24 protein-coding genes are annotated in these 22,235 nt (G+C 68.8%); 11 read left to right on the forward strand and 13 right to left on the reverse strand.

Annotation, left to right across the window (positions count from 1 at the left end; all coding sequences use genetic code 11):
* Positions 1-26: 26 nt before the first annotated feature.
* Positions 27-1,256 carry a multidrug effflux MFS transporter gene (locus HHL11_RS23690; protein WP_169421013.1) on the forward strand — a complete coding sequence of 410 codons (1,230 nt, stop codon included), beginning with the start codon at positions 27-29 and terminating at the stop codon, positions 1,254-1,256.
* A gap of 9 nt (positions 1,257-1,265) precedes the next feature.
* On the opposite strand, the gene HHL11_RS23695 is transcribed toward HHL11_RS23690, so the two are convergent.
* From HHL11_RS23695 to orn, 3 genes are all read right to left on the reverse strand, one after another.
* A complete protein-coding gene (locus HHL11_RS23695) occupies positions 1,266-3,278 on the reverse strand; it encodes a PAS domain-containing hybrid sensor histidine kinase/response regulator (protein WP_169421014.1) in 2,013 nt (670 codons plus the stop codon).
* A gap of 117 nt (positions 3,279-3,395) precedes the next feature.
* Positions 3,396-5,021: a DEAD/DEAH box helicase gene (locus HHL11_RS23700; RefSeq protein ID WP_169421015.1), complete on the reverse strand. Its 1,626-nt coding sequence runs from the start codon at positions 5,019-5,021 to the stop codon at positions 3,396-3,398.
* Positions 5,022-5,202: 181 nt separating this feature from the next.
* Positions 5,203-5,787 carry an oligoribonuclease gene (orn, locus tag HHL11_RS23705; protein WP_169421016.1) on the reverse strand — a complete coding sequence of 195 codons (585 nt, stop codon included), beginning with the start codon at positions 5,785-5,787 and terminating at the stop codon, positions 5,203-5,205.
* A gap of 34 nt (positions 5,788-5,821) precedes the next feature.
* Between orn and HHL11_RS23710 the strand changes: the two genes are divergently transcribed.
* The 4 genes from HHL11_RS23710 to trxC all read left to right on the forward strand — a co-directional run bounded on the left by HHL11_RS23710 (position 5,822) and on the right by trxC (position 8,846).
* Positions 5,822-7,084 (forward strand): M48 family metallopeptidase, encoded by a 1,263-nt coding sequence (locus HHL11_RS23710; RefSeq protein ID WP_169421017.1) that lies wholly within the window; start codon positions 5,822-5,824, stop codon positions 7,082-7,084.
* Positions 7,081-7,377: a 4a-hydroxytetrahydrobiopterin dehydratase gene (locus tag HHL11_RS23715; RefSeq protein ID WP_169421018.1), complete on the forward strand. Its 297-nt coding sequence runs from the start codon at positions 7,081-7,083 to the stop codon at positions 7,375-7,377. The genes HHL11_RS23710 and HHL11_RS23715 overlap by 4 nt, the downstream gene beginning before the upstream one ends.
* A gap of 9 nt (positions 7,378-7,386) precedes the next feature.
* Positions 7,387-8,313: a ribosome small subunit-dependent GTPase A gene (gene rsgA, locus HHL11_RS23720; protein ID WP_169421019.1), complete on the forward strand. Its 927-nt coding sequence runs from the start codon at positions 7,387-7,389 to the stop codon at positions 8,311-8,313.
* Between the two features lie 80 nt (positions 8,314-8,393).
* The gene (gene trxC / locus HHL11_RS23725; RefSeq protein WP_169421020.1) at positions 8,394-8,846 is read left to right on the forward strand and encodes a thioredoxin TrxC; all 453 of its coding nucleotides are present in this window, start codon (positions 8,394-8,396) and stop codon (positions 8,844-8,846) included.
* On the opposite strand, the gene HHL11_RS23730 is transcribed toward trxC, so the two are convergent.
* The 7 genes from HHL11_RS23730 to rpsP all read right to left on the reverse strand — a co-directional run bounded on the left by HHL11_RS23730 (position 8,843) and on the right by rpsP (position 13,892).
* Entirely contained in the window at positions 8,843-9,844 is a 1,002-nt protein-coding gene (locus tag HHL11_RS23730) for a CobD/CbiB family protein (RefSeq protein WP_169421021.1), read from the reverse strand. The two genes, trxC and HHL11_RS23730, sit on opposite strands and share 4 nt — an antisense overlap.
* A gap of 77 nt (positions 9,845-9,921) precedes the next feature.
* A complete protein-coding gene (locus HHL11_RS23735; RefSeq protein ID WP_169421022.1) occupies positions 9,922-10,635 on the reverse strand; it encodes a CoA pyrophosphatase in 714 nt (237 codons plus the stop codon).
* Positions 10,636-10,701: 66 nt separating this feature from the next.
* Positions 10,702-11,082, reverse strand: coding sequence for a 50S ribosomal protein L19 (gene rplS, locus HHL11_RS23740; protein ID WP_169421237.1), 381 nt, complete (start codon positions 11,080-11,082; stop codon positions 10,702-10,704).
* A 97-nt stretch (positions 11,083-11,179) separates the two neighbouring features.
* On the reverse strand, positions 11,180-11,923 hold the full coding sequence (gene trmD / locus HHL11_RS23745; RefSeq protein WP_169421023.1) for a tRNA (guanosine(37)-N1)-methyltransferase TrmD: 744 nt from the start codon (positions 11,921-11,923) through the stop codon (positions 11,180-11,182).
* Between the two features lie 18 nt (positions 11,924-11,941).
* Complete coding sequence (locus HHL11_RS23750) at positions 11,942-12,970, reverse strand: acyltransferase family protein (protein WP_169421024.1); 1,029 nt, start codon at positions 12,968-12,970, stop codon at positions 11,942-11,944.
* A 56-nt stretch (positions 12,971-13,026) separates the two neighbouring features.
* Positions 13,027-13,623, reverse strand: a complete 597-nt coding sequence (rimM, locus tag HHL11_RS23755) for a ribosome maturation factor RimM (RefSeq protein WP_169421025.1) — start codon at positions 13,621-13,623, stop codon at positions 13,027-13,029.
* 5 nt (positions 13,624-13,628) lie between these two features.
* The gene (gene rpsP / locus HHL11_RS23760; RefSeq protein WP_169421026.1) at positions 13,629-13,892 is read right to left on the reverse strand and encodes a 30S ribosomal protein S16; all 264 of its coding nucleotides are present in this window, start codon (positions 13,890-13,892) and stop codon (positions 13,629-13,631) included.
* Positions 13,893-14,023: 131 nt separating this feature from the next.
* On the opposite strand from rpsP, the gene HHL11_RS23765 reads away from it, so the two are divergent.
* The 4 genes from HHL11_RS23765 to HHL11_RS23780 all read left to right on the forward strand — a co-directional run bounded on the left by HHL11_RS23765 (position 14,024) and on the right by HHL11_RS23780 (position 18,705).
* Positions 14,024-14,548: a GNAT family N-acetyltransferase gene (locus HHL11_RS23765; RefSeq protein WP_169421027.1), complete on the forward strand. Its 525-nt coding sequence runs from the start codon at positions 14,024-14,026 to the stop codon at positions 14,546-14,548.
* Positions 14,545-14,991 (forward strand): NINE protein, encoded by a 447-nt coding sequence (locus tag HHL11_RS23770; protein ID WP_169421028.1) that lies wholly within the window; start codon positions 14,545-14,547, stop codon positions 14,989-14,991. The genes HHL11_RS23765 and HHL11_RS23770 overlap by 4 nt, the downstream gene beginning before the upstream one ends.
* A gap of 81 nt (positions 14,992-15,072) precedes the next feature.
* The gene (locus HHL11_RS23775; protein ID WP_169421029.1) at positions 15,073-17,352 is read left to right on the forward strand and encodes an SdiA-regulated domain-containing protein; all 2,280 of its coding nucleotides are present in this window, start codon (positions 15,073-15,075) and stop codon (positions 17,350-17,352) included.
* A 108-nt stretch (positions 17,353-17,460) separates the two neighbouring features.
* Complete coding sequence (locus HHL11_RS23780; protein ID WP_169421030.1) at positions 17,461-18,705, forward strand: hypothetical protein; 1,245 nt, start codon at positions 17,461-17,463, stop codon at positions 18,703-18,705.
* 17 nt (positions 18,706-18,722) lie between these two features.
* Here the strand turns inward: HHL11_RS23780 and HHL11_RS23785 are convergent, their stop codons facing one another.
* The 3 genes from HHL11_RS23785 to HHL11_RS23795 are packed head-to-tail and all read right to left on the reverse strand — an operon-like array spanning position 18,723 to position 20,805.
* Positions 18,723-19,733: an inorganic phosphate transporter gene (locus tag HHL11_RS23785; protein WP_169421031.1), complete on the reverse strand. Its 1,011-nt coding sequence runs from the start codon at positions 19,731-19,733 to the stop codon at positions 18,723-18,725.
* A gap of 10 nt (positions 19,734-19,743) precedes the next feature.
* Positions 19,744-20,391 (reverse strand): DUF47 domain-containing protein, encoded by a 648-nt coding sequence (locus HHL11_RS23790; RefSeq protein WP_169421032.1) that lies wholly within the window; start codon positions 20,389-20,391, stop codon positions 19,744-19,746.
* A 51-nt stretch (positions 20,392-20,442) separates the two neighbouring features.
* The gene (locus HHL11_RS23795; RefSeq protein WP_169421033.1) at positions 20,443-20,805 is read right to left on the reverse strand and encodes a DMT family protein; all 363 of its coding nucleotides are present in this window, start codon (positions 20,803-20,805) and stop codon (positions 20,443-20,445) included.
* Between HHL11_RS23795 and HHL11_RS23800 the strand changes: the two genes are divergently transcribed.
* Both HHL11_RS23800 and HHL11_RS23805 read left to right on the forward strand, forming a co-directional pair.
* Positions 20,804-21,442 (forward strand): RluA family pseudouridine synthase, encoded by a 639-nt coding sequence (locus HHL11_RS23800; protein ID WP_169421034.1) that lies wholly within the window; start codon positions 20,804-20,806, stop codon positions 21,440-21,442. The two genes, HHL11_RS23795 and HHL11_RS23800, sit on opposite strands and share 2 nt — an antisense overlap.
* Before the next feature lie 32 nt (positions 21,443-21,474).
* Positions 21,475-22,233, forward strand: coding sequence for an SDR family NAD(P)-dependent oxidoreductase (locus HHL11_RS23805; protein ID WP_169421035.1), 759 nt, complete (start codon positions 21,475-21,477; stop codon positions 22,231-22,233).
* Positions 22,234-22,235 lie beyond the last annotated feature (2 nt).

The following is a 22,235-nucleotide window of genomic DNA, read 5'->3' on the forward strand; positions in this document are numbered from 1 at the left end:
CTGGCGACGCTCCCCGCAGAAGAACAATGAATCCCCAAGCCCAGGAAATCTGGACCGCGCCCCGGTGGGCGCTGGCCGCCCTGCTTGCCCTGCTGGGCATGCTGGGCCCGTTCTCCATCGACACCTACATCCCGGCCTTCTCCGGCATCGCCCAGGCGCTGGATGCCAGCCCGGCGGCGATGCAGCAGACGCTGTCGGCCTACCTGTTCGGCTTCGCCTTCATGAACCTGATCCACGGCGCGCTGGCGGACAGCTTCGGTCGCCGGCCCGTGGTGCTGTGGGGCATCGCGGTGTTCACGCTCGCCTCGGCCGGCTGCGCGCTGTCGCAGAACATCGCGCAGCTGGTGTTCTTCCGGCTGCTGCAGGGGCTGTCCACCGGCGCCGGCATCGTGGTTTCGCGCGCGGTGGTGCGCGACATGTTCCCGGCGGACCAGGCGCAGAAGGTGATGAGCCAGATCACCATCTACTTCGGCGTGGCGCCGGCCGTCGCGCCCATCGTCGGCGGCTGGCTGCTGGTGCACCTGGGCTGGCACTCGATCTTCTGGTTCCTGGTGCTCGTGGGCGTGCTGCTGTGGAGCGCCAACTACAAGCTGCTGCCGGAGACGCTGCACCCTACGCATCGCCAGCCCTTCAACCTGCGCAACCTGCTGCGCGGCTACTGGCAGCTGGGCGCCAACCCGCGCTTCCTGCTGCTGGCGCTGGCCAGCGGCATCCCCTTCAACGGCATGTTCCTCTACGTGCTGTCGGCGCCGGCCTTCCTGGGCGAGCACCTGCACCTGGCGCCCACCGAGTTCTTCTGGTTCTTCCTGCTGTCCATCGGCGGCATCATGGCCGGCTCCTTCGCCAGCGGGCGGCTGGCCGGCAAGATCGAGCCGCAACAGCAGATCCGCTGGGGCTTCGCGGTGATGGTGACCATCTCCGTCATCAACGTCATCGCCAACTTCCTGTTCGAGCCGCGCGCCAGCTGGGCGCTGCTGCCCATCGCGGTGTTCGCGTTCGGCTGGGCGCTGATGGTGCCGGTGGTCACGCTGCTGGTGCTGGACCTCTATCCGCAGCGGCGCGGCATGGCGTCCTCGCTGCAGGCCTGCGTCGGTTCGGCCGCCAACGGCGTCGTGGCCGGCGCGATCGCGCCGCTGGTGATGCACTCGACGCAGGCGCTCGCGCTGTCCTCGCTGCTGATGATGAGCGTGGGCCTCGTGGCCTGGGTGTTCCTGCGCCGGATGTGGCCCGAGACCGGGCGCGGCGCCATCGCCTGAGGCGCGCTTTCAGGGCCGCGGGCCGAGCAGCGCCAGCAGTTCGCCCAGGTCCACCGGCTTGGTGCAATGGTGGTCGAAGCCCGCCGCGCGCGCCCGCTCCTGGTCGTGCGCCTGGCCCCAGCCCGTGAGGGCGATCAGCCGCGCGTGCTGGCCCCACTCGGTCGCGCGGATGCGCGTCGCCACCTCGTGGCCGCTCAGGCGCGGCATGCCGATGTCGAGGATGACTATGTCCGGCCGCAGCGCCTCGGCCCGGGCCAGCGCCTGTTCGCCGTCGGCCGCGCCATGCACCTCGTGGCCCTCCATCTCCAGCAGCAGCGTCATGGTGGTGAGGGCGTCGGCGTTGTCGTCCGCGATCAGGATGCGGCGCGGGTGCGCGGCGTCGCTCGCGGCGGCCGGCGCCATTTCGCCGGCCGGCGCCGCAGGCTCGGAAGCGCGCGCCGGCAGCGGCAGCGGCAGCGACACCGTGAACTCCGAGCCCCGCCCCGGCCCTTCGCTGCGGGCTTCGAGGCTGCCGCCGTGCAGGGCCGCCAGCCCGCGGCTCAGCGCGAGGCCGATGCCCAGGCCGCCCTGCGCGCGTTCGGCCGCGGCCGTGACCTGCGAGAACATGCCGAAGATCGCGTCCACGTGTTCGGGCGACAGGCCGATGCCGTTGTCCCGCACGCGCAGCCGCAGCCAGCCTCCGTCTTCCTCGGCGGACAGGCGGATGCGCCCGCCCGGGTCCGTGTACTTCGCGGCGTTGGACAGCAGGTTGGTCAGCACCTGCGCAATCCGCACCGGATCGACCGTCAACTGCACGGGATGGTCCGGCAGCTGCACGTCCAGCCGGTGGCCGCCGGACTCGATCAGCGGCGCGGCCATTTCGACGGCGGAATCGACGACAGCCTTCAGGTCCACCGCCGCGAGCCGCAGTTCCAGCTTGCCGCGCGAGATGCGCGACACGTCCAGCAGGTCGTCCAGCAGCAGCGCCATGTGGCCCACCTGGCGCTCCACCACGTTCAGCGCCCACTGCTGCTGCTGCGGGTCGGGCGAGGTGCGCGCGAGCCGCGCGGCCTGCCGGATCGGCGCCAGCGGGTTGCGCAACTCGTGCGCCAGGGTCGCCAGGAATTCGTCCTTGCGCTGGTTGGCCTCCTCCAGCGCCGCGGCCGCCTGCACCTGGTCGGTGACGTCGTGGCCCTGCACGAAGATGCCGACCACCGCGCCGCTGCCATCGCGCACCGGCTGGTAGAGGAAGTCGACGAAGCGCTCTTCGGGCGCCGCGCCGGGCGCCTGCTGCAGGACGACGCGCGCGCCGCGGCCGACGAAGGGCTCGCCGGACTCGTAGACCTGCTGCAGCAGTTCGAAATAGCCCTGGCTGGTGAGTTCGGGCAAGGCATCGAGCAGCGCCAGGCCTTCCAGCCTCCGATGCGCCACCAGTTGCCGGTAGGCCTCGTTCACCAGCTCGAAGACGAAGTCCGGGCCACGCAACAGGCCGACGAAGCCGGGCGCGTTGTCGAACCAGGTGCGCAGGGTGCGCGCGGCGTCCTGCGCCTCGCGCATGAGGCGGTCGCGTTCGCGTTCGGCGAGCACGCGGCCGGTCTCCTCCGTCACGGCGCAGAACATCCCGCCAATGCCGCCATCGTCGTCGTGGATCGGGCTGTACGACCAGGTGAACCAGGTGTCCTCGGGAAAGCCGTTGCGCTCCATCACGAGCAGCACGCGCTCGTTCCAGGTGGGCTCGCCGGTATCCATCACGGCCTTGTGCTGCGCCCCGACGACGGCCCAGATGTCGCTCCAGCTGTCGTGGGCAGGCTTGCCGAAGGCCGCGGGATGCCGCTTGCCCAGCATGGGGATGTAGGCGTCGTTGTAGATGTTGATCGCGTCCGGGCCCCACCACACGAACATGGGGAAGCGCGAATTGAGGCAGATGCTGGCGGCGATGCGCAGCGCCTGTGGCCACCGATCCATGGGGCCCAGCGGCGTGGCCGACCAGTCGGTCGCGAGCAGCAGGCGCCCCGCTTCGCCGGCGGCGTTGCTGCTGCCCATGAGCAGGGGATGCGGGGGCGTTGACGGGGCAGCCTGGGTCACGCGAACGAGCGTACAGGAATTCGCGTGCCGCCAAGAAAAAAGCGGCCCGGAGGCCGCTTTGCTGTCAGCTGGAGATCAGCGCGAGGGCCGACCGCGGCCGCCGTCGCGGGAGCCGAAGCTGCGGTCACGCGAACCGAAACCGCGGTCACGCTCGCCAACGGCGCCGCGCGGGTCGGCCTGGCCACCGAAGCCGCGGGCATCGCCCTGGCCACCGAAGCCACGGGCATCGCCCTGGCCGCTGAAGCCACGGCCGTCGGCCTGGCCGCCGAAACCGCGGCCATCGCGCGGGCCGAAGGACTTGGCGCCGAAGCCCGAGTGCTTGCCGTAGCCGTTGCGGTCACCGAAGCCGCCGCCGCGGCGCTCGCCGGGGCGACCCGGCTTGCCGCCGAAGCCCGTGCGGGCCGGACGCGGTTCGAAGCGCGACTTCGGCTCCAGGCCGGGAATGGTCTCGGCGTCGAAGCGCTGCTTGCTGTAATGCTCGATGTCGCCGATCTTGCGGCGCTCGCGGAACTCGGCGAAAGTCACGGCGAGGCCGTCGCGGCCCGCGCGGCCGGTGCGGCCGATGCGGTGCGTGTAGTCCTCGCTCTTCATCGGCAGGCCATAGTTGAACACGTGCGTGATCGTCGGCACGTCGATGCCGCGCGCGGCCACGTCGGTCGCCACCAGGAATTGCACCTGGCCCTGGCGCAGCGCCATCAGGCGGCGGTTGCGCAGGCCTTGCGACAGGTCGCCGTGCAGCGAAACGGCGGCAAAGCCGGCCTGCTGCAGGTCCTCGGCCAGCCCATCGCATTCGATCTTGGTCGAAGCGAACACGATGGCCTGGTCGATCTTGGTGTCGCGCAGCCAGTGGTCCAGCAGCTGGCGCTTGTGCGAGGCGTTGTCGGCCCAGAACAGCTTCTGCTCGATGTTGGCGTGCTTTTCCTGCGGCGAGGAGACCTCGATGCGCTTCGGCTGGCGCATGACGCGCGTGGCCAGTTGCTGGATGCGCGGCGCGAACGTGGCGCTGAACATCATCGTCTGGTGGCGGTTGGCCGTCAGCTGGTGCACTTCGGCCAGGTCTTCGGAGAAGCCCAGGTCCAGCATGCGGTCGGCTTCGTCGACGACCAGGAACTGCACCTTGTCCAGCTTGATCTGCAGCGAGCGCTGCAGGTCCAGCAGGCGGCCGGGCGTGGCGACCACGAGGTCGGCGTTCTGCAGGCGGGCGATCTGCATCTGGTAAGGCATGCCGCCCACCACGCAGGCAATGCGCAGGCCGCGCGTGTGCTTCACCAGGTCGATGGCGTCGTGCGCCACCTGCTGCGCCAGCTCGCGCGTGGGGCACAGGATCAGCGCGCCGGGCACGGCGGCCTTGAAGTTGCGAGCCGACAGCGGGTTGGTGCGCTTCTTCTTCGCGGGCGCATCGCCGGAGGCGAGCGCCTGCTCGTAAGCCTGCTTCTCGGCGGCGACCTCTTCGGCCTTCTGCGCGATCAGCGTGTGCAGCACGGGCAGCAGGAAGGCCGCGGTCTTGCCGCTGCCGGTCTGGCTGGAGACCATCAGGTCGTTGTAGCCCGCTTCACCGGCCATCGCGAGGCCGATGGCCTGCTGCTGCACGGAAGTCGGTTGGGTGAAGCCCAGGTCCGCCACGGCGGCCAGGAGTTCGGGGGCGAGGCCCAGCGCGGCAAAGCCGTTGGCCACCTCGGTTTGAGAGGTTTCGTTGGTCATGAATCATCCACCGGCGCGTCACCAGGCGGGACGGCCGTCATTGGAAAGGTTGGGAGACATCAACCATTCCAACGACTACACGGATGAAACCCGTGTGCTTCTCTTGAAGCGGTGCAAGAAGGCGATGCGGCGAAAGTCGAATTATCGCAGGTTTCGGGTTTTCCCGCACAAAGCCCCTAGATCACGGGGTGGAGGGGGGCTCCGCCTTCAGGAAATGCTCGCGGTAGTGCACCAGTTCGGCTATGGATTCATGGACGTCGGCCAGGGCCGTGTGCAGCTGCCGCTTCTTGAACGAGGAATAGACCTCGGGCCGCCAGCGCTTGGCCAGCTCCTTGAGGGTGCTGACGTCCAGGTTGCGGTAGTGGAACCAGGCTTCCAGCTTGGGCATGTACTTCACCAGGAAGCGGCGGTCCTGGCTGATGCTGTTGCCGCACATGGGGCTGGACTGCTTGGGCACGTACTGCTGGACGAAGGCCAGCACCTGCTGTTCGGCCTGGGCTTCGGTCATGGTGCTGGCGCGCACCCGGTCGGTGAGGCCGCTCTTGCCGTGCGTGCCCTTGTTCCAGTTGTCCATCAGGTCCAGCTGGGCGTCGCTCTGGTGGATGGCGAGGACGGGCCCTTCGATGCGCGGCTCCAGGTTGGGGCCGGTGACCACCACCGCGATCTCGATCAGGCGGTCGCGCTCGGGGTCCAGCCCCGTCATCTCGCAGTCCAGCCACACGAGGTTCTGGTCGCTCTTGGCCAGGGGAACGGTTTGTTCTGACATGCAGCGATTTTCGCCGAAGGGCTACCATTCGAGGATGAATCCTTCCGAAGCGTTGACGCTGGGCTTCGCCGCCTTCCTGCTGGCCAACCTGGTGGTGAAGTTCTGGCTCTCCAGCCGCCAGCTGCGCCACGTGGCCCGCAACCGCGAGCAGGTGCCGCCTGCTTTCGCCGGCACCGTGTCGCTCGCAGCGCACCAGAAGGCCGCCGACTACACGGTCGCCAAGTCGCGCCTGGGCATGGTCGAAATAGCCTGGTCCAGCGCGGTGCTGCTTGGCTGGACCCTGCTGGGCGGCCTGGACGTCCTGAACTACGCGCTGCTCGCCTGGCTCGGCCCGGGCATGTGGCAGCAGCTGGCGCTGCTGGCCTGCTTCGCCGCCATCGGCGGCCTGCTGGAACTGCCCTTCTCGCTGTACCACACCTTCGTCGTCGAGGAGCATTTCGGCTTCAACAAGATGACGTGGAAGCTGTGGCTGGGCGATGCGATCAAGGGCATCGTGCTGGGCGCGCTGATCGGCCTGCCGATCGCCGCGCTGATCCTGTGGCTGATGGGCGCGGCCGGCAGCTGGTGGTGGCTGTGGGCCTGGGCGGTCTGGATGGGGTTCAACCTGCTGCTGCTGGTGATCTACCCCACCTTCATCGCGCCGCTGTTCAACAAGTTCCAGCCGCTGGAAGACGAAGCGCTGAAGGCGCGCGTGACCGCCCTCATGCAGCGCTGCGGCTTCGCGGCCAAGGGCCTGTTCGTCATGGACGGCAGCAAGCGCAGCGCCCACGCCAACGCCTACTTCACCGGCTTCGGCGCAGCCAAGCGCGTGGTGTTCTACGACACGCTGCTGGCCAAGCTCTCGCCGGGCGAAGTGGACGCCGTGCTCGCGCACGAACTGGGCCACTTCCGCCACAAGCACATCGTCAAGCGCATCGTGGCGATGTTTGCGATCAGCCTGGCGGGCTTCGCGCTGCTCGGCTGGCTGGCGACGCAGCTCTGGTTCTACACGGGCCTCGGCGTGCGGCCCAGCCTCAACGCGCCCAACGACGCGCTGGCGCTGCTGCTGTTCCTGCTGGCCGTGCCGCTGGTGAGCTACTTCATCTCGCCGTTGATGGCGCAGTTCTCGCGCCGGCACGAGTTCGAAGCCGATGCCTTCGCCGTGCAGCAGACCAATGGCCAGGACCTGGGCAACGCGCTGCTGAAGCTCTACGAGGACAACGCCTCCACGCTGACGCCCGACCCGGTGTTCGTGAAGTTCTACTACTCGCATCCGCCGGCGTCCGAACGCCTCGCACGGCTGGGGGCGGCGGCATGAGCCGTGCGCTGACGCCCACGCAGATCGTCACGCGGCTCGCGGAGCTTCCGGGCTGGAAGCTCAGTGGCGACGGCGCCGACGTTGCCATCGAACGCACCTACACCTTCGCGAACTACTACGAGACCATCGCCTTCGTGAACGCGCTTGCCTTCATCGCCCACGCGGCGGACCACCACCCCGACCTGTCCGTGCACTTCAATCGCTGCGTGGTGCGCTTCAGCACGCACGACGTGCAGGGCATCTCCGACACCGATTTCGCCTGCGCCGCGCGCGCCGACGCCCTGCTCGCATGAGGTTCCATCTTGGCTGATCTGGGCCCGCCGCAGGCGGGGCTCGTCGTCGCCAGCCACGGGCGCCACTGCCTGGTGGAGGCCGCGGACGGCACGCGCCGCATCTGCCATTCGCGCGGCAAGCGCAGCGAGTCGGTCGTGGGCGACCGCGTGGAGTGGCGCGTCACCGGCGACGAAGGCCTGGTGAGCAAGGTGCAGCCGCGCCGCAACCTGTTCTACCGGCAGGACGAGATCCGCACCAAGTCCTTCGCCGCCAACCTCGACACGGTGCTGGTGCTGATCGCGGCCGAGCCCGAGTTCTCCGAGACGCAACTGGCGCGCGCGCTGATCGCCGCGGAAGCGCAGCACATCACGCCGCTGGTGGCCCTGAACAAGAGCGACCTGGTCGAGCCTTTCGAGCGCGCCTGGCGGCGGCTGCTGCCTTACCAGCACATGGGCTACGGCGTGTTGCCGCTGTCGCTGCGCGTGTCCAAGGAAGCGGACCGCGAGAGCCTGCGCAAGCACCTGCAGGCGAAGACGACGCTGGTGCTGGGCCCCTCGGGCGCCGGCAAGAGCACGCTGATCAACCTGCTGGTGCCCGAGGCGCGCGTGCTCACCGGCGAGATCTCGCAGGCGCTCAACTCGGGCAAGCACACGACCACGGCCACCACGTGGTACTGGGTCGATCCCGAGCGCACGACGGCGCTCATCGACTCGCCGGGCTTCCAGGAATTCGGCCTGCACCACATCGAAGCCACCCAGCTCGCCGCGCTGATGCCCGACCTGAAGCCGCACGTGGCGCATTGCCGCTTCTACAACTGCACGCACATGCACGAGCCCAGCTGCGGCGTGCGTGCGGCCGTGGCCGAGGAAGGCGACCCGAGCTTGGAGCGCATCCAACCCAACCGTTACCGCATCTACCGGCAGCTGTTCGAAGAGCTGTCTCAGCCAAAGTACTGAAGCGGATGGGTAAAGCCGGGGCGTGGCTCTTGTGAACCTGGCGCCTCGGCCTCATCTTGGTGGCAGGAGACTTGACCACCATGAGCCAGCTGCACGTCGTCTGCCCGCACTGCCACACCACCAACCGCATCCAGTCCGCCGACCTCGACAAATCGCCCGATTGCGGCAGCTGCCACCAGGCGCTTTTCAACGGCCATCCGGAGAACCTGAACGCCACCGACTTCGAGCGCCACATCACGCGCGGCGACCTGCCGGTGCTGGTGGATTTCTGGGCGCCGTGGTGCGGCCCGTGCCGGATGATGGCGCCCGCCTTCGAGCAGGCCGCGAGCGTGCTGGAGCCGAAGGTGCAGGTGGTGAAGGTCAATACCGACGAGGCGCAAGGCCTCGGTGCGCGGCTCAACATCCGCAGCATCCCGACCCTGGCGCTGTTCGCCGGTGGCAAGGAAATCGCGCGGCAGGCCGGCGCGATGGGCGCCAATGACATCGTGCGCTGGACGCAGGCGCAGTTGGCCCGCGTGCCGGCGGCGGCTTAGCCCAGCAAACGCGCCAGCGTCAACAGCGCCAGCAACACCATCCACAACACCACCGAGCGCCACACCAGCCCCACGATGCTGCGCAGGTGCTGGGGCTCGGCTTCGCGGCCGGGCGTCGACGCGGTGTCCAGCGGCGGCTCCAGGCCCAGGCCGCCGGTGCTGGCGAAAGGCTGCGTGCTGTTCGGCGCGAAAGCGGGCTTGAGGGCCTCGCCGCCCAGGCGCACGTTGACGGCGCCGGAGGTCGCGGCCAGGATCACGCCGTCGTTGTCGTTGGGAAAGCGCTGCGCGTAGTTGCGCCAGCAGTCGATGGCTTCCTCGAAGCTGCCGACCACTGCGAAGGCGATGGCGGTCAGCCGCGCGGGCACCCAGTCGATCACGCCCCAGGCCCGACCCGCGGAATCCTGCAGCGCCTGGCTGGCCGGCTGCGCGTGGATGCGGTTGCGGTACTTCCAGTAGCGCGCCACGAATTCGCCCATGCGGTACAGTACCGCGCCCGCCGGCCCGAGGCCGAAGGCCGCCAGCACCGAATACCAGGCCAGCACGCCGAACACATGGCGGTGCGCGGCCAGCACGGAATACTCGATCACGTGCCGCACGATTTCGCTGCGCGGAAGCTCGCTGGCATCCACCCGCTGCCATTGCGCCAGCAGCTGGCGCGCCAGCGTTTCGTCGCCGGCATCGAGCGCGTCGCGGATCTCGGTGAAGTGGTGGCTGAACTGGCGGAAGCCCAGCGTCGTGTAAAGCACGGCCACGTTCCACAGCATCGCGGCCGGCCAGCCGATGGCGGCCATCAACAGCCAGTGGATGCCCAGCGCCACCAGCGCGGGCCCGACCACGGCCAGCGACCACGCGACCCAGCCGTGGTGCGGCTTGCCGGCGTCGAAGTTGCGGCTGACCCAGCGCGCCCACACCCGCAGGCCGGTGTGGATCGGGTTGTGGCTGCCCAGCGGCCGCACCTGTTCGATCAAGAACGCGAACAGGATGGCGAAGAAACTCATGGGGAGATCATAAAGGCATGTCATCCCGGGCCTGCCCGGGGCCATGGATTGCGGCTCGAGGCCGCAATGACAAGCCCTTACGCAGCCAGGAACCGGTAGAAATTGCGCAGCATCGCCGCCGTCGCGCCCCAGATGAAGCGCTCGCGGGTGCCGTCGTAGTACGGCATCGACAGCCACTCGCGCCGCACCCCGCCGATGTCGATGGCGTGGCGGTGGTGGTGCGCCGGGTTCATCAGGAAGTCCAGCGGCACCTCGAAGGCGTCGGCAACCTCGTTCGCGTTCAGCGTCGCGTGGTAGTCCGGGCGCACCAGCGCGATCACCGGCGTGACGATGAACATCGTGCCCGTGGTGTAGGTGGGCAACATGCCCAGCACCTCGGCCTCCTCGCGCGCCAGGCCGATCTCCTCCTGCGCCTCGCGCAGCGCCGTGTCGGCCGCGTCGATGTCGGTCTCGTCGCGCTTGCCGCCGGGGAAGGCCACCTGGCCCGAATGCGTGGTGAGGTGCGCCGTGCGCTCCGTCAGCAGCACCATCGGGCGCTCGCGCGTGACGATGGGCACCAGCACCGAGGCCTGGGCCGGCTGGCGGTCGGTGAAGCGGCGCTCCAGGACGATCTCCGGCTCCCAGGCCGGCGGCGCCGCGAAGCGGGCGCGCAGGGCGGCCGGCAGCAGGCGGTCCGCCCGCACTTCCGGCAGCTGGCTGTCGATGCCGACCACCGGCGCCCGGCGCGGGTCGAAGCCGGGGATCTTGGACAGCGCAGTTTCGGGGGGCAGGTGGGAAGCGTTGGATGTCATGGTGCAAAAGAAAAACCGCCGCGAGCTCGGGGCTTGCGGCGGCTTGTTCGGAAGGTGTCGCTCCGCTTATTCGGCGGCGACGTCCTTCACGCGGTGGGCCAGCTTTTCCTTGATGCGGGCCGACTTGCCGGAACGCTCGCGCAGGTAGTACAGCTTGGCGCGGCGGACGTCGCCGCGGCGCTTGACTTCGACGCCGGCGATCAGCGGGCTGTAGGTCTGGAAGGTCCGCTCGACGCCTTCGCCGCTGGAGATCTTGCGCACGGTGAACGCGCTGTTCAGGCCGCGGTTGCGCTTGGCGATCACGACGCCTTCGTAGGCCTGCACGCGCTTGCGGGTGCCTTCGACGACGTTCACGGAAACGATCACGGTGTCGCCGGGGGCGAATTCGGGAACGTTCTTGCCCAGGCGGGCGATTTCCTCTTGCTCGAGGGTCTGGATCAGGTTCATGGTTTCCTCGTCGATCGTGACCGCGCTACGCAAGCTACGCAAGGCTGCCGCACGGAAATGGCGGAAGCGGCCGGGCAGAGGATCGGACAGCCGAAGATTATAACCCGGCCAGGAAAGCCTCGTCGGCCCGGGTCAGCCGGCCGGCCTGGCGGGCCGCGGCGATCAGGTCCGGCCGCTCGCGGGCCGTCAGCGCCAGGCGCTGCTGGCGCCGCCAGGCCTCGATGCGGGCATGGTGGCCGGACAGCAGTTCCTCCGGCACCTTCCGGCCGTCCCATTCCTCGGGCCGGGTGTAGTGCGGGCAATCCAGCAGGCCGTCCAGCGCGGGGTTGAAGCTGTCCTCCTGGTGGCTGCCGGCGTCGTTCAGCACGCCGGGCTGCAGCCGCGCCACCGCGTCCAGCAGCGCCATCGCGGCAATCTCGCCGCCCGAAAGCACGAAGTCGCCCAGGCTCAGCTGCACGTCGACATGCGCATCGATGAAGCGCTGGTCGATGCCTTCGTAGCGGCCGCACAGCAGGACGGCGCCTTCGCTGGCGGACCAGCGTTCCACCTGGCCGTGGTCCAGGCGCTGGCCGATCGGGGAAAAGAGCACGACCGGCGCGTCGTCATCGCGATCGGCCTTGATGGCCGCCAGGCACTTCGCCAGCGGCTCGGCCAGCATCACCATGCCGGGGCCGCCGCCGAAGGGCCGGTCGTCCACGCGCCGGTAATTGCCCTCGGCGAAATCGCGCAGGTTCCACAGGCGCACGTCGACCTGCTTCGTCTCGTAGGCGCGGCGCGTCACGCCGGCCGTGAGGAAGGGGGCGAACAGCTCGGGGAACAGCGTGATGACGTCGAAGCGCATGCAGGAATCCAGGAAGGGCTAGCGCGCCAGCGCCGGCGCCCGGGCCGCGCGCCGGCGGGTGGCCCAGGCCTCCAGGGTATGGAAGGAGCCGGCGGCCAGCGCCACGCTGAGCGGGATGCCCACCAGGAGCACGTCTTCCCAGCGGCGCGTTTCGCGCAGCCAGCAGAACACGGGATAGTGCCACAGGTACAGCCCGTAGGAGATGCGCCCCACCCAGGCCAGCAGCGGGCGCGAAAGCATCTTCGCCAGCTGGGAAGAGCGGTCGCGCGCGCCGAAGATCACCGCGGCGGTGGCCAGCTCCACCAGGCCCATGCCCCAGGTCAGCACCCAGAGGTCGCCCCAATGGAAATGGGCGATGAGCAGCAGCGCCGGCAGCGGCAGCCACAAGGCCCAGGGCAGCCAGCGGCGCAGCGCGAGGCGCCAGCGCGGGTCGCGCAGCGCGGCGGCCAGGCAGGCCCCCAGCAGCAGGCCGGACAGGCGCGTGTCGGTGCGGTAGTAGACCTCGATCCAGTCCTGGCCGCGCACCAGCCAGACCCAGCGCACGAGGGTTGCAAGCACCCAGGCGAAGGCCAGGACGGCCGGCAGCGAAGCGCGCGTCCAGCGCCGGCAGGCCGCCCACAGCAGCACCGGCCAGAGCAGGTAGAAGTGCATCTCCACCGCCAGCGACCAGGTGTGGCTCAGGAAGTGCGGCGTGCCCCAGAACGCCACGCCGTAATCGGAGAGGTAGACGGCCGCCAGCGCCGCCTGCGTTCCATGGTCGGCGACTTCCGGCCAGAGGTAGGGCGCGATGAGCACATAGGCCGCAAGCATCGCCAGCAAAGCCGGGGCGAGCCGCAGCAGGCGCCGGCGCCAGAAGCCCGCCAGGTCGATGCGGCCACTGGCATCCATTTCCGCCAGCAGCAGCGAGGTGATGAGGAAGCCGCTCAGGACGAAGAACACGTCGACGCCCAGGTAGCCGGCCGGCGCCAGCGGCGCCCGGGCGTGGAACAGCATCACCACCAGGACGGCCACGGCCCGCAGGCCATCCAGCGCGGGGTTGTAATTCATTGCGGGGAATGCTGCCGAAGATGGCGGCAGCTGTCGAGGCAGGTGTTGCGCCCGCGCTAGTAATCCAGCTGCCAGTCGACGTTGATGCGCTTGCCGGGGAGGTCCACGCCGTCGACGTAGGCGGAGACGAAAGGCAGCATGCGCTCCTGCGCCTTGCCGTCCTCTTCGTATTCCAGCACCAGCACCGTCTGCGGGCCGGTGGAAAGCAGGTCCTTGACCTTGCCCAGGTGCACGCCTTCGCGGTTGAAGACGTCCAGGCCCAGCAGGTCGACCCAGTAGTACTCGTCGTCGGAGGCGGTGGGGAAGGAGGAGCGCGGCACGAACACGCGCGCGCCCTTCAGCGCCTCGGCGCCACCGCGGTCATCCACCTCGTCGCAGCGGGCGACGATGGAATCGGAGTGGTCCTTGGCTTCGCGGATCTTCAGCAGCACCGTGCCGGAGAAGGCCTTGGGGCCTCTTTCCGGCGGCTGCAGGTACCAGCGCTTGGAGGAAAACAGCGCCTGCGGGTCGGCGCTGTGGGGCAGGACCTTGAACCAGCCCTTGATGCCCCAGGCATCGGCGATGCGCCCGATTTCGATGGCATCCGCGGGCAATTCCGTGGCATCGATTCCTGCCGGCAGCGCGGGGGCTGCCGCGCGGCCGGGCGCAGCCATGCTTTTTACGCCTGCGCGGTTTCGCCGGCGGCGGGAGCGGAGTTCACCAGGCGTTCCACGGTGGGGGAAGCCTGGGCGCCGACGCCCTTCCAGTAGGTCAGGCGATCCTGCGCGATGCGCAGTTTCTCTTCACCGTCCTTGGCCAGGGGGTTGTAGAAGCCCAGGCGCTCGATGAAGCGGCCGTCGCGACGCACGCGCTTGTCGGCGACGACGATGTTGAAGAAAGGACGGTGCTTGGAACCGCCGCGGGAGAGTCGAATGACGACCATGATTTATCCTTCGGGTGGGGATGAAGCACGTTCACAGAACGCGCATTTGTTCTTCCGGCGTTGAGACACGCGACTGGCCACCCGGCCAGCGACACGCTGAAAAGCCGACGATTATAACGTTTTCTCACCTTATGCTCACCATCCGCGCCAGCTCGGACCAGGACGTCCCTGCCATAGCCGCCATTTACGGCCACCACGTGCTCCATGGCACCGGCACTTTCGAGACCACGCCGCCCACCGAAACCGAGATGGCCGCCCGCCGCGCCGACGTGCTGGCCAAGGGCCTGCCCTACCTGGTGGCCGAGAACGCCGGCAAGGTGATCGGCTTCGCCTACTGCCAGTGGTTCAAGCCGCGGCCCGCCTACCGCTTTTCCGCCGAAGACTCGATCTACCTGCACCCGGATGCCGCCGGCCAGCGCCTGGGCAACAAGCTGCTGACTGAACTGGAAAAGCAGGCCGAGGCCGCCGGCGTGCGCAAGCTCATCGCCGTGATCGGCGACTCCGGCAACGTGCGCTCCATCGGCGTGCACCGCGCAGTGGGCTTCCGCCACGTGGGGACCATCTCCTCCTGCGGCTGGAAGTTCGGCAAGTGGCTGGACATCGTGATGATGGAAAAGTCCGTCGGCCAGGGCGACCGCACGCCTCCGCAAGAATGAAAAGCAAGACCTTCGCGGCCTGGCTGGCCTTCCTGGGCGGCCCGGTGGGGCTGCATCGTTTCTACCTGCACGGCTGGCGCGACTGGCTCGGCTGGCTGCTGCCCCTGCCGACGCTGGCCGGCGCCTACGGCGTGCTGCGCATGTGGTCGCTGGGCCAGGACGACGGCCTGAGCTGGGTGCTGATCCCGATCCTGGGCTTCACCGTGGCCGGCTGCTGCCTGACGGCCATCGTCTATGGCCTGAAGAAGCCGGAGGAGTGGAACGCGCGCTTCAACCCGCAGGCCGCGCCCGACGCAGCCGCGGGCCGCACGAACTGGGCGACGATCTGGGCGGTCGTGCTGGCGCTGATGATCGGCGCCATCGTCCTCATGGCCAGCATCGCCATCAGCTTCCAGGGCTACTTCCAGAACCAGGTGGAAGAAGGACGGAAGATCAGCGAGTAGCAGCGTCACGAAGTTGAAATGGAAGGCCGATAGCGTCGCGGCTTTCGTGATCTTCCATTTCTCTACAACATCGTGACGTCCATGCGCCCTTCCCGCCCTCACTCCTTCCTGCTTTGCGTGATCCTGGCTGCCAGCCTCGCCGCCTGTGGCGGCGGCGACGATGGCGGGGGCGGCAGTGACGGCACCGGCGGCGGCACCGTCGGCGGTAGCGGCACCAACCCGGCGGACAGCAAGCTGCCCGTGCTGGCATTCACCGATCCGCAAAGCACCTACGACCTGAACAACTACACGCAGGTCGGCAGCTTCGCGCTGCAATACGCCACCAGCGGCACCAACCTGCTGAACGCCGAAGCCTCCGGCGTGGCGTACGACAAGGACACCGATTCGCTGTTCGTCGTCGGCGACGGCGGCACGGCGGTCGTCCAGGTCGCCAGGAGCGACGGCCATGTCATCGACTCGATGACGCTCAATGCCGGCGACTTCGTCGACACCGAAGGCATCACCTACACCGGCGGCGGCAAGTTCGTGCTGGTCGAAGAGCGCCTGCGCCAGGTGAGCCAGTTCACCTATGTTGCCGGCGGCACGCTGCGCCGGGCCGACGTGCAGGCCGTCAAGCTGGGCACGACGGTCGGCAACGTCGGCATCGAAGGCATTTCCTTCGACGCCAGGACGGGCGGCTACATCGCCGTGCGCCAGTCGCAGCCGACCAGCATCTTCCAGGCCGCGATCAATTTCGCGGGCGGCACGGCAGTGGCGTCGGACGGCACGCCCATCCTGGCGACGACGGACAACCCGCCCGTGCTGTTCGATGCGGCCAAGACCGGCCTGTCCGCGTTCAACGATGTTTTCTCGGTGTCGAACATCCTGGCGAGCAGCGCGCCCGACTACGACAACGTCCTCATCATCGGCGCGCCGGATGGGCGCATCGTCAAGGCGGATCGCAGCGGCCGCGTCGTCAGCAGCCTGTACATGAGCGCCACCGCCCAAAACGAGGGCGTGACCATGGGCGCGGACGGCACCATCTATGCAGTCGGCGAGCAGGCCGCGGGCGCGAGCCTGCCGGGCCTGACCGTCTTCAAGCCGACCACCGGCAAGGCCAACGTCGGCGTCGGCAGCAACCTGTACCTGAGCTTCGACCAGGCGGTGGCGGCTGGCGCGGGCAACGTCGTCCTCAGCAACGGCGCAGGCGACACGCGCACGATTTCCGTGGCCGACACCGCGCAGGTGACGTTCAACGGCAGCGTGATGAAGATCCATCCGAAGTTCTTCCTGGTGCCCAACACCACCTACAACATCACGTACCCGGCCGGCGTCGTGAAGACCGTCGCGGGCGGCACCACCCCTGCCGTGTCCGATGCGACGACCTTCTCGTTCACGACGATCGGCACCGCCGACAAGACCGCCCCGACCTTGCTGGCCACGGCCCCGGTCGATGGCGCCACCGGCATCGTCGGCAGCCACCTCGCGCTGTCCTTCAGCGAAGTGGTGCAGGCCGGCACGGGCAACATCGTCATCAGCAACGGCACCGATGTGCGCAATGTGTCGGCGGCCGATACGACGCAGGTCAAGTTCAACGGCGGCCGCGTGAGCATCACCCTGGCGACGGCCTTGCAGGACAACTCCCGCTACACGGTGCAACTGGCCAGCGGCGTGATCACCGACCTGTCCGGCAACGCCTATGCCGGCACGACGCAAAGCTTCACCACTGCCGCCGCCGGGGCGCCGGCGCCGACCGTGCTGATCTCGGAGGTGAACTCCAATGCCGACGGCGGCCAGGACTTCTTCGAGCTCCATAACTACGGCCCCACCGCGATCGACCTGACCGGCTGGAAGTGGGGCGACAACCATGCCGACGTCAACGACGCCAACAACAGCGCGGGCTTCGTGGCCGGCACGATGCTGGCGCCGGGCGAGCACCTGGTCGTCGTTCCGGGCGTGCCGGGCACCGACGAAGCCACCTTCCGCGCGACCTGGGGCCTGGCCGGCACGGTGCCGGTGGTCGCGATGCTGAACGCCAACAACGATCCCGCGAACCCGATCGGCCTGGGCAAGGGCGACGCCGTCATCGTCTACGACGCCAACGGCAAGGTCGTGGCTTCGATGAACTACGGCGCGACGATCAACGCCACGCAGGGGGACGGCACGCTGGTGGCGGTCCCGACGGCCAAGGGCGCCGATGCCACCCTCGTGGCCGCCAGCAACCACGCGGGCGCCGTCTTCGCCGGCGGCAACGCGAAGGCGTCGGCGGTGTGGGACACCGTTTCGACCTCCACGCCCAACTACGTCCTGGCCGTGGTCGGCGTCAACGGCGGCAAGTCCGAGCCGTCCAAGGCCGTGTCGATCGGCTCGCCGGGCCAGTAAACCGCGCCGCGCGAGAAGCCCCCGGCGCCTTGCCGGGGGCTTCTTCTTTGCCCCTCCACTTCCGCCACACCCGTCTGGTTTAGAGTGCCGCGCAGGGAGGTATGTCGCATGGTCCGTTCCCCTTCAGCGCCGCGGCGCCTGTTGTTCATGCTGCCGCTGGCCGCGGCGCTACGGGCGCTCGCGCAACCCAAAGTCGAATTCGGGGCGTCGCGCGAGCCGCTGGCCGTGCCCACGCTGCCGCTGTCCGATGCCCCGCCGCCACGCGAACTGGCCCAGGGCGCGGAGGTGTACCTGGTGTCCGGCTACGAACCCGGGACGCCGCGCACCGCGGTGCGGATCGACCGGCCGGGCAAGCGCGTACTGCTGGTGCTCACGAGCTACGACAAGGTCTTCTGGCAGGTGCTGCCCACGCCCGGCACCGAGCTCGCCGGCGTGCTGGTCGCCAGCTATTCCGCCCAGGGCGCGCTGCAGGCGCCGCCCGGCACCCCGGCCTTCGGCGTGAAGCTGCCCTACGCCTACGAAGTGGACAACGCGAACTTTCGCCAGCTCCTGGCGGGACTGAACACCGCGTTCGGCGTGGAACGGATCGACGGCGTGCGCGGCGCCTATACGCTGGCGGCCGAGAACGAGTTCCGCCAGCCCGACCCGCCCCGGGCGCCGCTCACGCTGGCCGGCGAACAACCGGAAGCGCCGCGGCGCAACTTCGGATTCACGCTGCTGGCCCGCGACCTGCGACCCGTGAGGTGGACGCTGACGGGGCCGGTCGAGGGCGGCGGGCCGTACCTGGGGGAGGGAAAGGTCGCCTTGTCGCCGGACGGCGAGCGCATCTGGCGCCTGCGTGGTGACGGGCTGGAGGCGCTGCGGCGCGGCGAGACGGCGGCGCGCGCCATCCCCTTGCCGCCCGACTTCCCGAGCTTCTCGTGGGCGATGGACCTGGCGCTCGACCCGCAACTGGGCGTGCTCACGATCGTCACGCTGGGCGGCGAGGGCTTCCTGTACCGCTACGACACGCGCAACGAGCGCTGGTTGGACGTGCGCTCGCTGAACAACATCGACATCAACGCGCTTGCCTTCGACCCGGTAGGGCACCGCTACGTGGCGTGGACCTCCGAAGGCAGCCTGCTGCTGATCTCGCGCAAGGGCGAGGCGCTCGGCCAGCACAAGCTGCTGCCGCTGCTGCGCGGCTACGGCGCGCTCTACGACCGCGGCAACGCGCAGCCGCCGCGCCTGACGCTGGCGCCGCACGGTGAACAGCTCGCGCTGGTCGCGATCGCCGGCGGGCGCGTCACCCAGGTCTGGGCCTACGACTGGCAGCGGCAGGAGGCGCGCATGACCTGGAAGGCGGGGCACTGAACGCGCCCCGGCCGGTTTCAGAAAATCTTCAGGCTCACCCAGTAGGCGATGGCCGCGACGAAAGCGCTGGCCGGGATCGTGAAGATCCAGGCCCAGACGATGTTGCCGGCCACGCCCCAGCGCACCGCGCTCATGCGGTGCGTGGAGCCGACGCCGACGATGGCGCCGGTGATGGTGTGCGTGGTCGACACCGGGATGCCCAGCCCGGTGGCCAGGAACAGCGTCAGCGCGCCACCGGTCTCGGCGCAGAAGCCGCCCACCGGCTTCAGCTTGGTGATCTTCTGGCCCATGGTCTTGACGATGCGCCAGCCGCCGAACATGGTGCCCAGGCCCATGGCGGTGTAGCAGGCGGCGATCACCCAGATAGGCGGCGCCGTGTCGCCGGCGGCCACGTAGCCGGTGGCGATCAGCAGCATCCAGATCATGCCGATGGTCTTCTGCGAGTCGTTGCCGCCGTGGCCCAGGCTGTAGGCGCCGGCCGAAACCAGCTGCAGCCGGCGGAACCACTTGTCCACCTTGGACGGGCGGCTGGCCCGGAAGATGTTGGACACCACCACCATCATCAGCGAGCCGAGGATGAAGCCCAGCACCGGCGAGACGAAGATGAAGATCACCGTCTTCCAGATGCCCTCGGCCACCAGCGCGCCGGCGCCCGCCTTGACGATCACGGCACCGGCGATGCCGCCGATCAGCGCGTGCGAGGAGCTGCTGGGGATGCCGTACCACCAGGTGATGAAGTTCCAGGCGATGGCTCCCGCCAGCGCCCCGAACACCACGTGCACGTCGACCACCCCCGTGTCGACGATGCCCTTGCCGACGGTGGCCGCCACGCTCAGGTGAAACACGAAGATCGCCATCACGTTGAAGAAGGCGGCGAACACCACCGCCTGCCCCGGCTTCAGCACTCCGGTGGAGACGACGGTGGCGATGGAATTGGCGGCGTCGTGGAAACCGTTCATGAAGTCGAACAGCAGCGCCACCACCACGAGCAGCACGACGAACCAGAGACTGGCTTGGGTCACGGCCATGCGCCAGGCCTCAGGAATTCTCGAGGACGATGCCCTCGACGACGTTGGCGACGTCTTCGCACTTGTCCGTGATGCGTTCCAGCAGCTCGTAGATGGCCTTCAGCTTGATCAGCTCGCGCACGTCCGGCTCCTCGCGGAACAGCTTGCTGAGGGCGGAGCGCATGACGCGGTCGGCGTCCGATTCGAGCTTGTCGATCTCCTCGCAGGTCTTCAGCGCCGCCGCGGCGGTGTCGCTGTCGGACAGCTTGCTCAGGAGCGCCACGGCTTCCTTCACACGCTCGCAGCAGCGGACGCTGACGTCCGTGAGGCGGGTGATTTCCTCGGTCATGTGGCGCACGTCATACAGCGCCATGGTCTCGGCCGAATCCTGGATCAGGTCGGCCACGTCGTCCATCGTGTTGATCAGCGTGTGGATCTGCTCGCGGTCGATCGGCGTGATGAAGGTGGAGTGGATCAGGCGGTTGACTTCCTGCGTCACCTTGTCGGCGGAGCGCTCGGCGTGGTCGACCTCGCGGTTGTACTGCTCGCGCAGGTTCGTGTCGGCGTAGTTCGCCACAAGGTTCGAGAACGCATGGGCGGCTTCCACGATGCGCTCCGCATGCTGGTTGAACATTTCGAAGAAGTTACCCTCCTTCGGCAGCAGTTTCTTGAAGAGCATGGGGGAGATCTAGATGTCTGGGCCGGCGTGGAGTGTAACTGCCGGCCTCCGTCAGCCATTGCGGAATATGAAATACGCGGCGCCGCACATGCACAGGGCCGCCCACAGGAAGTCCAGTTTCAGCGGCTGCTTCAGCACGTAGACCGCGATCGGCGCGAACACGGCCAGCGTGATCACTTCCTGCATGATCTTGAGCTGGCCGAAACTCATGTTCGCCTGCTGCGCGCCGATCCGGTTGCCCGGCACCTGCAGCAGGTACTCGAACAGGGCGATGCCCCAGCTCACCAGGGCAGCGGTGAGCCAGGGCGAGTCGTGCAGGTATTTCAGGTGCCCGTACCAGGCCATGGTCATGAAGACGTTGGAGGCGATGAGCAGCAGGATGGTCTGCGCCGTGAAGGGGATGGAAGAGAACATGCCGCAATTATGCGAAGGCCTGGTCTATGTCGACGAGCATTTGCTGGTCCTGGACAAGCCCGCGGGCCTGCTGGCCGTGCCGGGCCGGGGCGAGGACAAGCAGGACTGCCTGTCCGCGCGCGCCCAGGCCCTCTGGCCCGACGCCCGGGTGGTGCACCGCCTGGACATGGCCACTTCCGGGCTGTTCCTGATGGCGCGCGGGCTGCACGTGCAACGGCTCCTGAGCCGCGCCTTCGAGCAGCGCGAGGTGGAAAAGCAGTACCTGGCCGTGGTGCACGGCCAGCTTGGAGCCGTCGGCAGCGAGGGGCGAATCGACCTGCCGCTGGGCGCCGACTGGCCGAACCGGCCCTTGCAGAAGGTCGATCTGGAACAGGGGCGCCCGAGCAGCACCCGTTGGCGCATGCTGGGGCAGGAGGCGGACCGCACCCGCGTGGCCCTGGAGCCACTCACCGGCCGCACCCACCAGCTGCGGGTGCACCTGCAGGCCATCGGCCATCCGATCCTGGGCGACCCGCTCTATGCGCCGCCGGAGGTGCAGGCGCTCGCTGCGCGCCTGCTGCTGCACGCCAGCGCCCTCGCCTTCCGGCATCCGGCCAGCGGCGAGCGGCTGGCGCTGGAGAGCGCGGCGCCGTTCTAGGAGCCGGCGGCCGCAGAGGCTAGGATCGAGGGATGAGCACCCGACACCTCACCATCCTCACCGGCGCTTCCCGCGGCATGGGCCTGGCCATGGCGCAGCAACTGCTGGACGCCGGCCACGACCTGCTTTGCATCTCGCGCAAGCCCAACGAAGCCCTGGCGGCCCAGGCCAAGGCGTCGGGCCTGCACTGCGAGCAGTGGGCGCAGGACCTGGCGCGCGCCGACACGGCCGCGGCCAACCTCGCGTTCTGGCTGCAGGAGCGCGCGGGCGAAGGCTACGCGTCGGCCACCCTGATCAACAACGCCGGGCTGATCCCGCGCATCGCGCCGCTGGGCGACATCGCAGCGGCCGACCTGGCGGACGCGCTGCGGGTGGGCCTGGAAGCGCCCATGCTGCTCACGGGCGCCTTCCTGCGCGCCACGGCGGGCTGGTCCGCCGCGCGCAAGGTCCTCAACATTTCTTCGGGCATGGGCCGCAATGCCATGGCCTCGCAGGCCGCCTACTGCGCGGCGAAGGCCGGCATGGACCACTTCACCCGCTGCGTCGCGCTGGAGGAAGAACAGAAGCGCAACGGCGCGCGCGTCTGCTCACTGGCGCCCGGCGTGATCGACACCGACATGCAGGTGCAGCTGCGCAGCGCGGAGCCGCGCGACTTCCCCAATCTCGCCAACTTCCAGGGCATGAAGGACAAGGGCGCGCTCGCCACGCCCAAGGACGCGGCGGCACGCGTGCTGGCTTACCTGGCGCGCCCCGACTTCGGCAGCAAGCCGGTCGCCGACGTCCGCGACTGACG

The organism is Ramlibacter agri, assembly GCF_012927085.1.
GTDB lineage: Bacteria > Pseudomonadota > Gammaproteobacteria > Burkholderiales > Burkholderiaceae_C > Ramlibacter > Ramlibacter agri.

Bases quoted from the DNA above. Each gene is read 5' to 3' on its own strand.
- orn (WP_169421016.1), bottom strand. From the start codon at position 5,787: ATGTCAGAACAAACCGTTCCCCTGGCCAAGAGCGACCAGAACCTCGTG.
- HHL11_RS23780 (WP_169421030.1), top strand. From the start codon at position 17,461: ATGGTCCGTTCCCCTTCAGCGCCGCGGCGCCTGTTGTTCATGCTGCCG.
- HHL11_RS23805 (WP_169421035.1), top strand. From the start codon at position 21,475: ATGAGCACCCGACACCTCACCATCCTCACCGGCGCTTCCCGCGGCATG.
- HHL11_RS23765 (WP_169421027.1), top strand. From the start codon at position 14,024: ATGCTCACCATCCGCGCCAGCTCGGACCAGGACGTCCCTGCCATAGCC.
- HHL11_RS23710 (WP_169421017.1), top strand. From the start codon at position 5,822: ATGAATCCTTCCGAAGCGTTGACGCTGGGCTTCGCCGCCTTCCTGCTG.
- HHL11_RS23790 (WP_169421032.1), bottom strand. From the start codon at position 20,391: ATGCTCTTCAAGAAACTGCTGCCGAAGGAGGGTAACTTCTTCGAAATG.
- HHL11_RS23800 (WP_169421034.1), top strand. From the start codon at position 20,804: ATGCCGCAATTATGCGAAGGCCTGGTCTATGTCGACGAGCATTTGCTG.
- HHL11_RS23770 (WP_169421028.1), top strand. From the start codon at position 14,545: ATGAAAAGCAAGACCTTCGCGGCCTGGCTGGCCTTCCTGGGCGGCCCG.
- HHL11_RS23750 (WP_169421024.1), bottom strand. From the start codon at position 12,970: ATGAATTACAACCCCGCGCTGGATGGCCTGCGGGCCGTGGCCGTCCTG.
- rimM (WP_169421025.1), bottom strand. From the start codon at position 13,623: ATGGCTGCGCCCGGCCGCGCGGCAGCCCCCGCGCTGCCGGCAGGAATC.
- HHL11_RS23695 (WP_169421014.1), bottom strand. From the start codon at position 3,278: ATGGGCAGCAGCAACGCCGCCGGCGAAGCGGGGCGCCTGCTGCTCGCG.
- HHL11_RS23730 (WP_169421021.1), bottom strand. From the start codon at position 9,844: ATGAGTTTCTTCGCCATCCTGTTCGCGTTCTTGATCGAACAGGTGCGG.
- HHL11_RS23795 (WP_169421033.1), bottom strand. From the start codon at position 20,805: ATGTTCTCTTCCATCCCCTTCACGGCGCAGACCATCCTGCTGCTCATC.
- HHL11_RS23690 (WP_169421013.1), top strand. From the start codon at position 27: ATGAATCCCCAAGCCCAGGAAATCTGGACCGCGCCCCGGTGGGCGCTG.
- HHL11_RS23715 (WP_169421018.1), top strand. From the start codon at position 7,081: ATGAGCCGTGCGCTGACGCCCACGCAGATCGTCACGCGGCTCGCGGAG.
- rpsP (WP_169421026.1), bottom strand. From the start codon at position 13,892: ATGGTCGTCATTCGACTCTCCCGCGGCGGTTCCAAGCACCGTCCTTTC.
- HHL11_RS23785 (WP_169421031.1), bottom strand. From the start codon at position 19,733: ATGGCCGTGACCCAAGCCAGTCTCTGGTTCGTCGTGCTGCTCGTGGTG.
- trmD (WP_169421023.1), bottom strand. From the start codon at position 11,923: ATGCGCTTCGACGTCATCACGCTGTTCCCCGAGCTGTTCGCCCCCTTC.
- HHL11_RS23775 (WP_169421029.1), top strand. From the start codon at position 15,073: ATGCGCCCTTCCCGCCCTCACTCCTTCCTGCTTTGCGTGATCCTGGCT.
- HHL11_RS23700 (WP_169421015.1), bottom strand. From the start codon at position 5,021: ATGACCAACGAAACCTCTCAAACCGAGGTGGCCAACGGCTTTGCCGCG.
- rplS (WP_169421237.1), bottom strand. From the start codon at position 11,082: ATGAACCTGATCCAGACCCTCGAGCAAGAGGAAATCGCCCGCCTGGGC.
- HHL11_RS23735 (WP_169421022.1), bottom strand. From the start codon at position 10,635: ATGACATCCAACGCTTCCCACCTGCCCCCCGAAACTGCGCTGTCCAAG.
- trxC (WP_169421020.1), top strand. From the start codon at position 8,394: ATGAGCCAGCTGCACGTCGTCTGCCCGCACTGCCACACCACCAACCGC.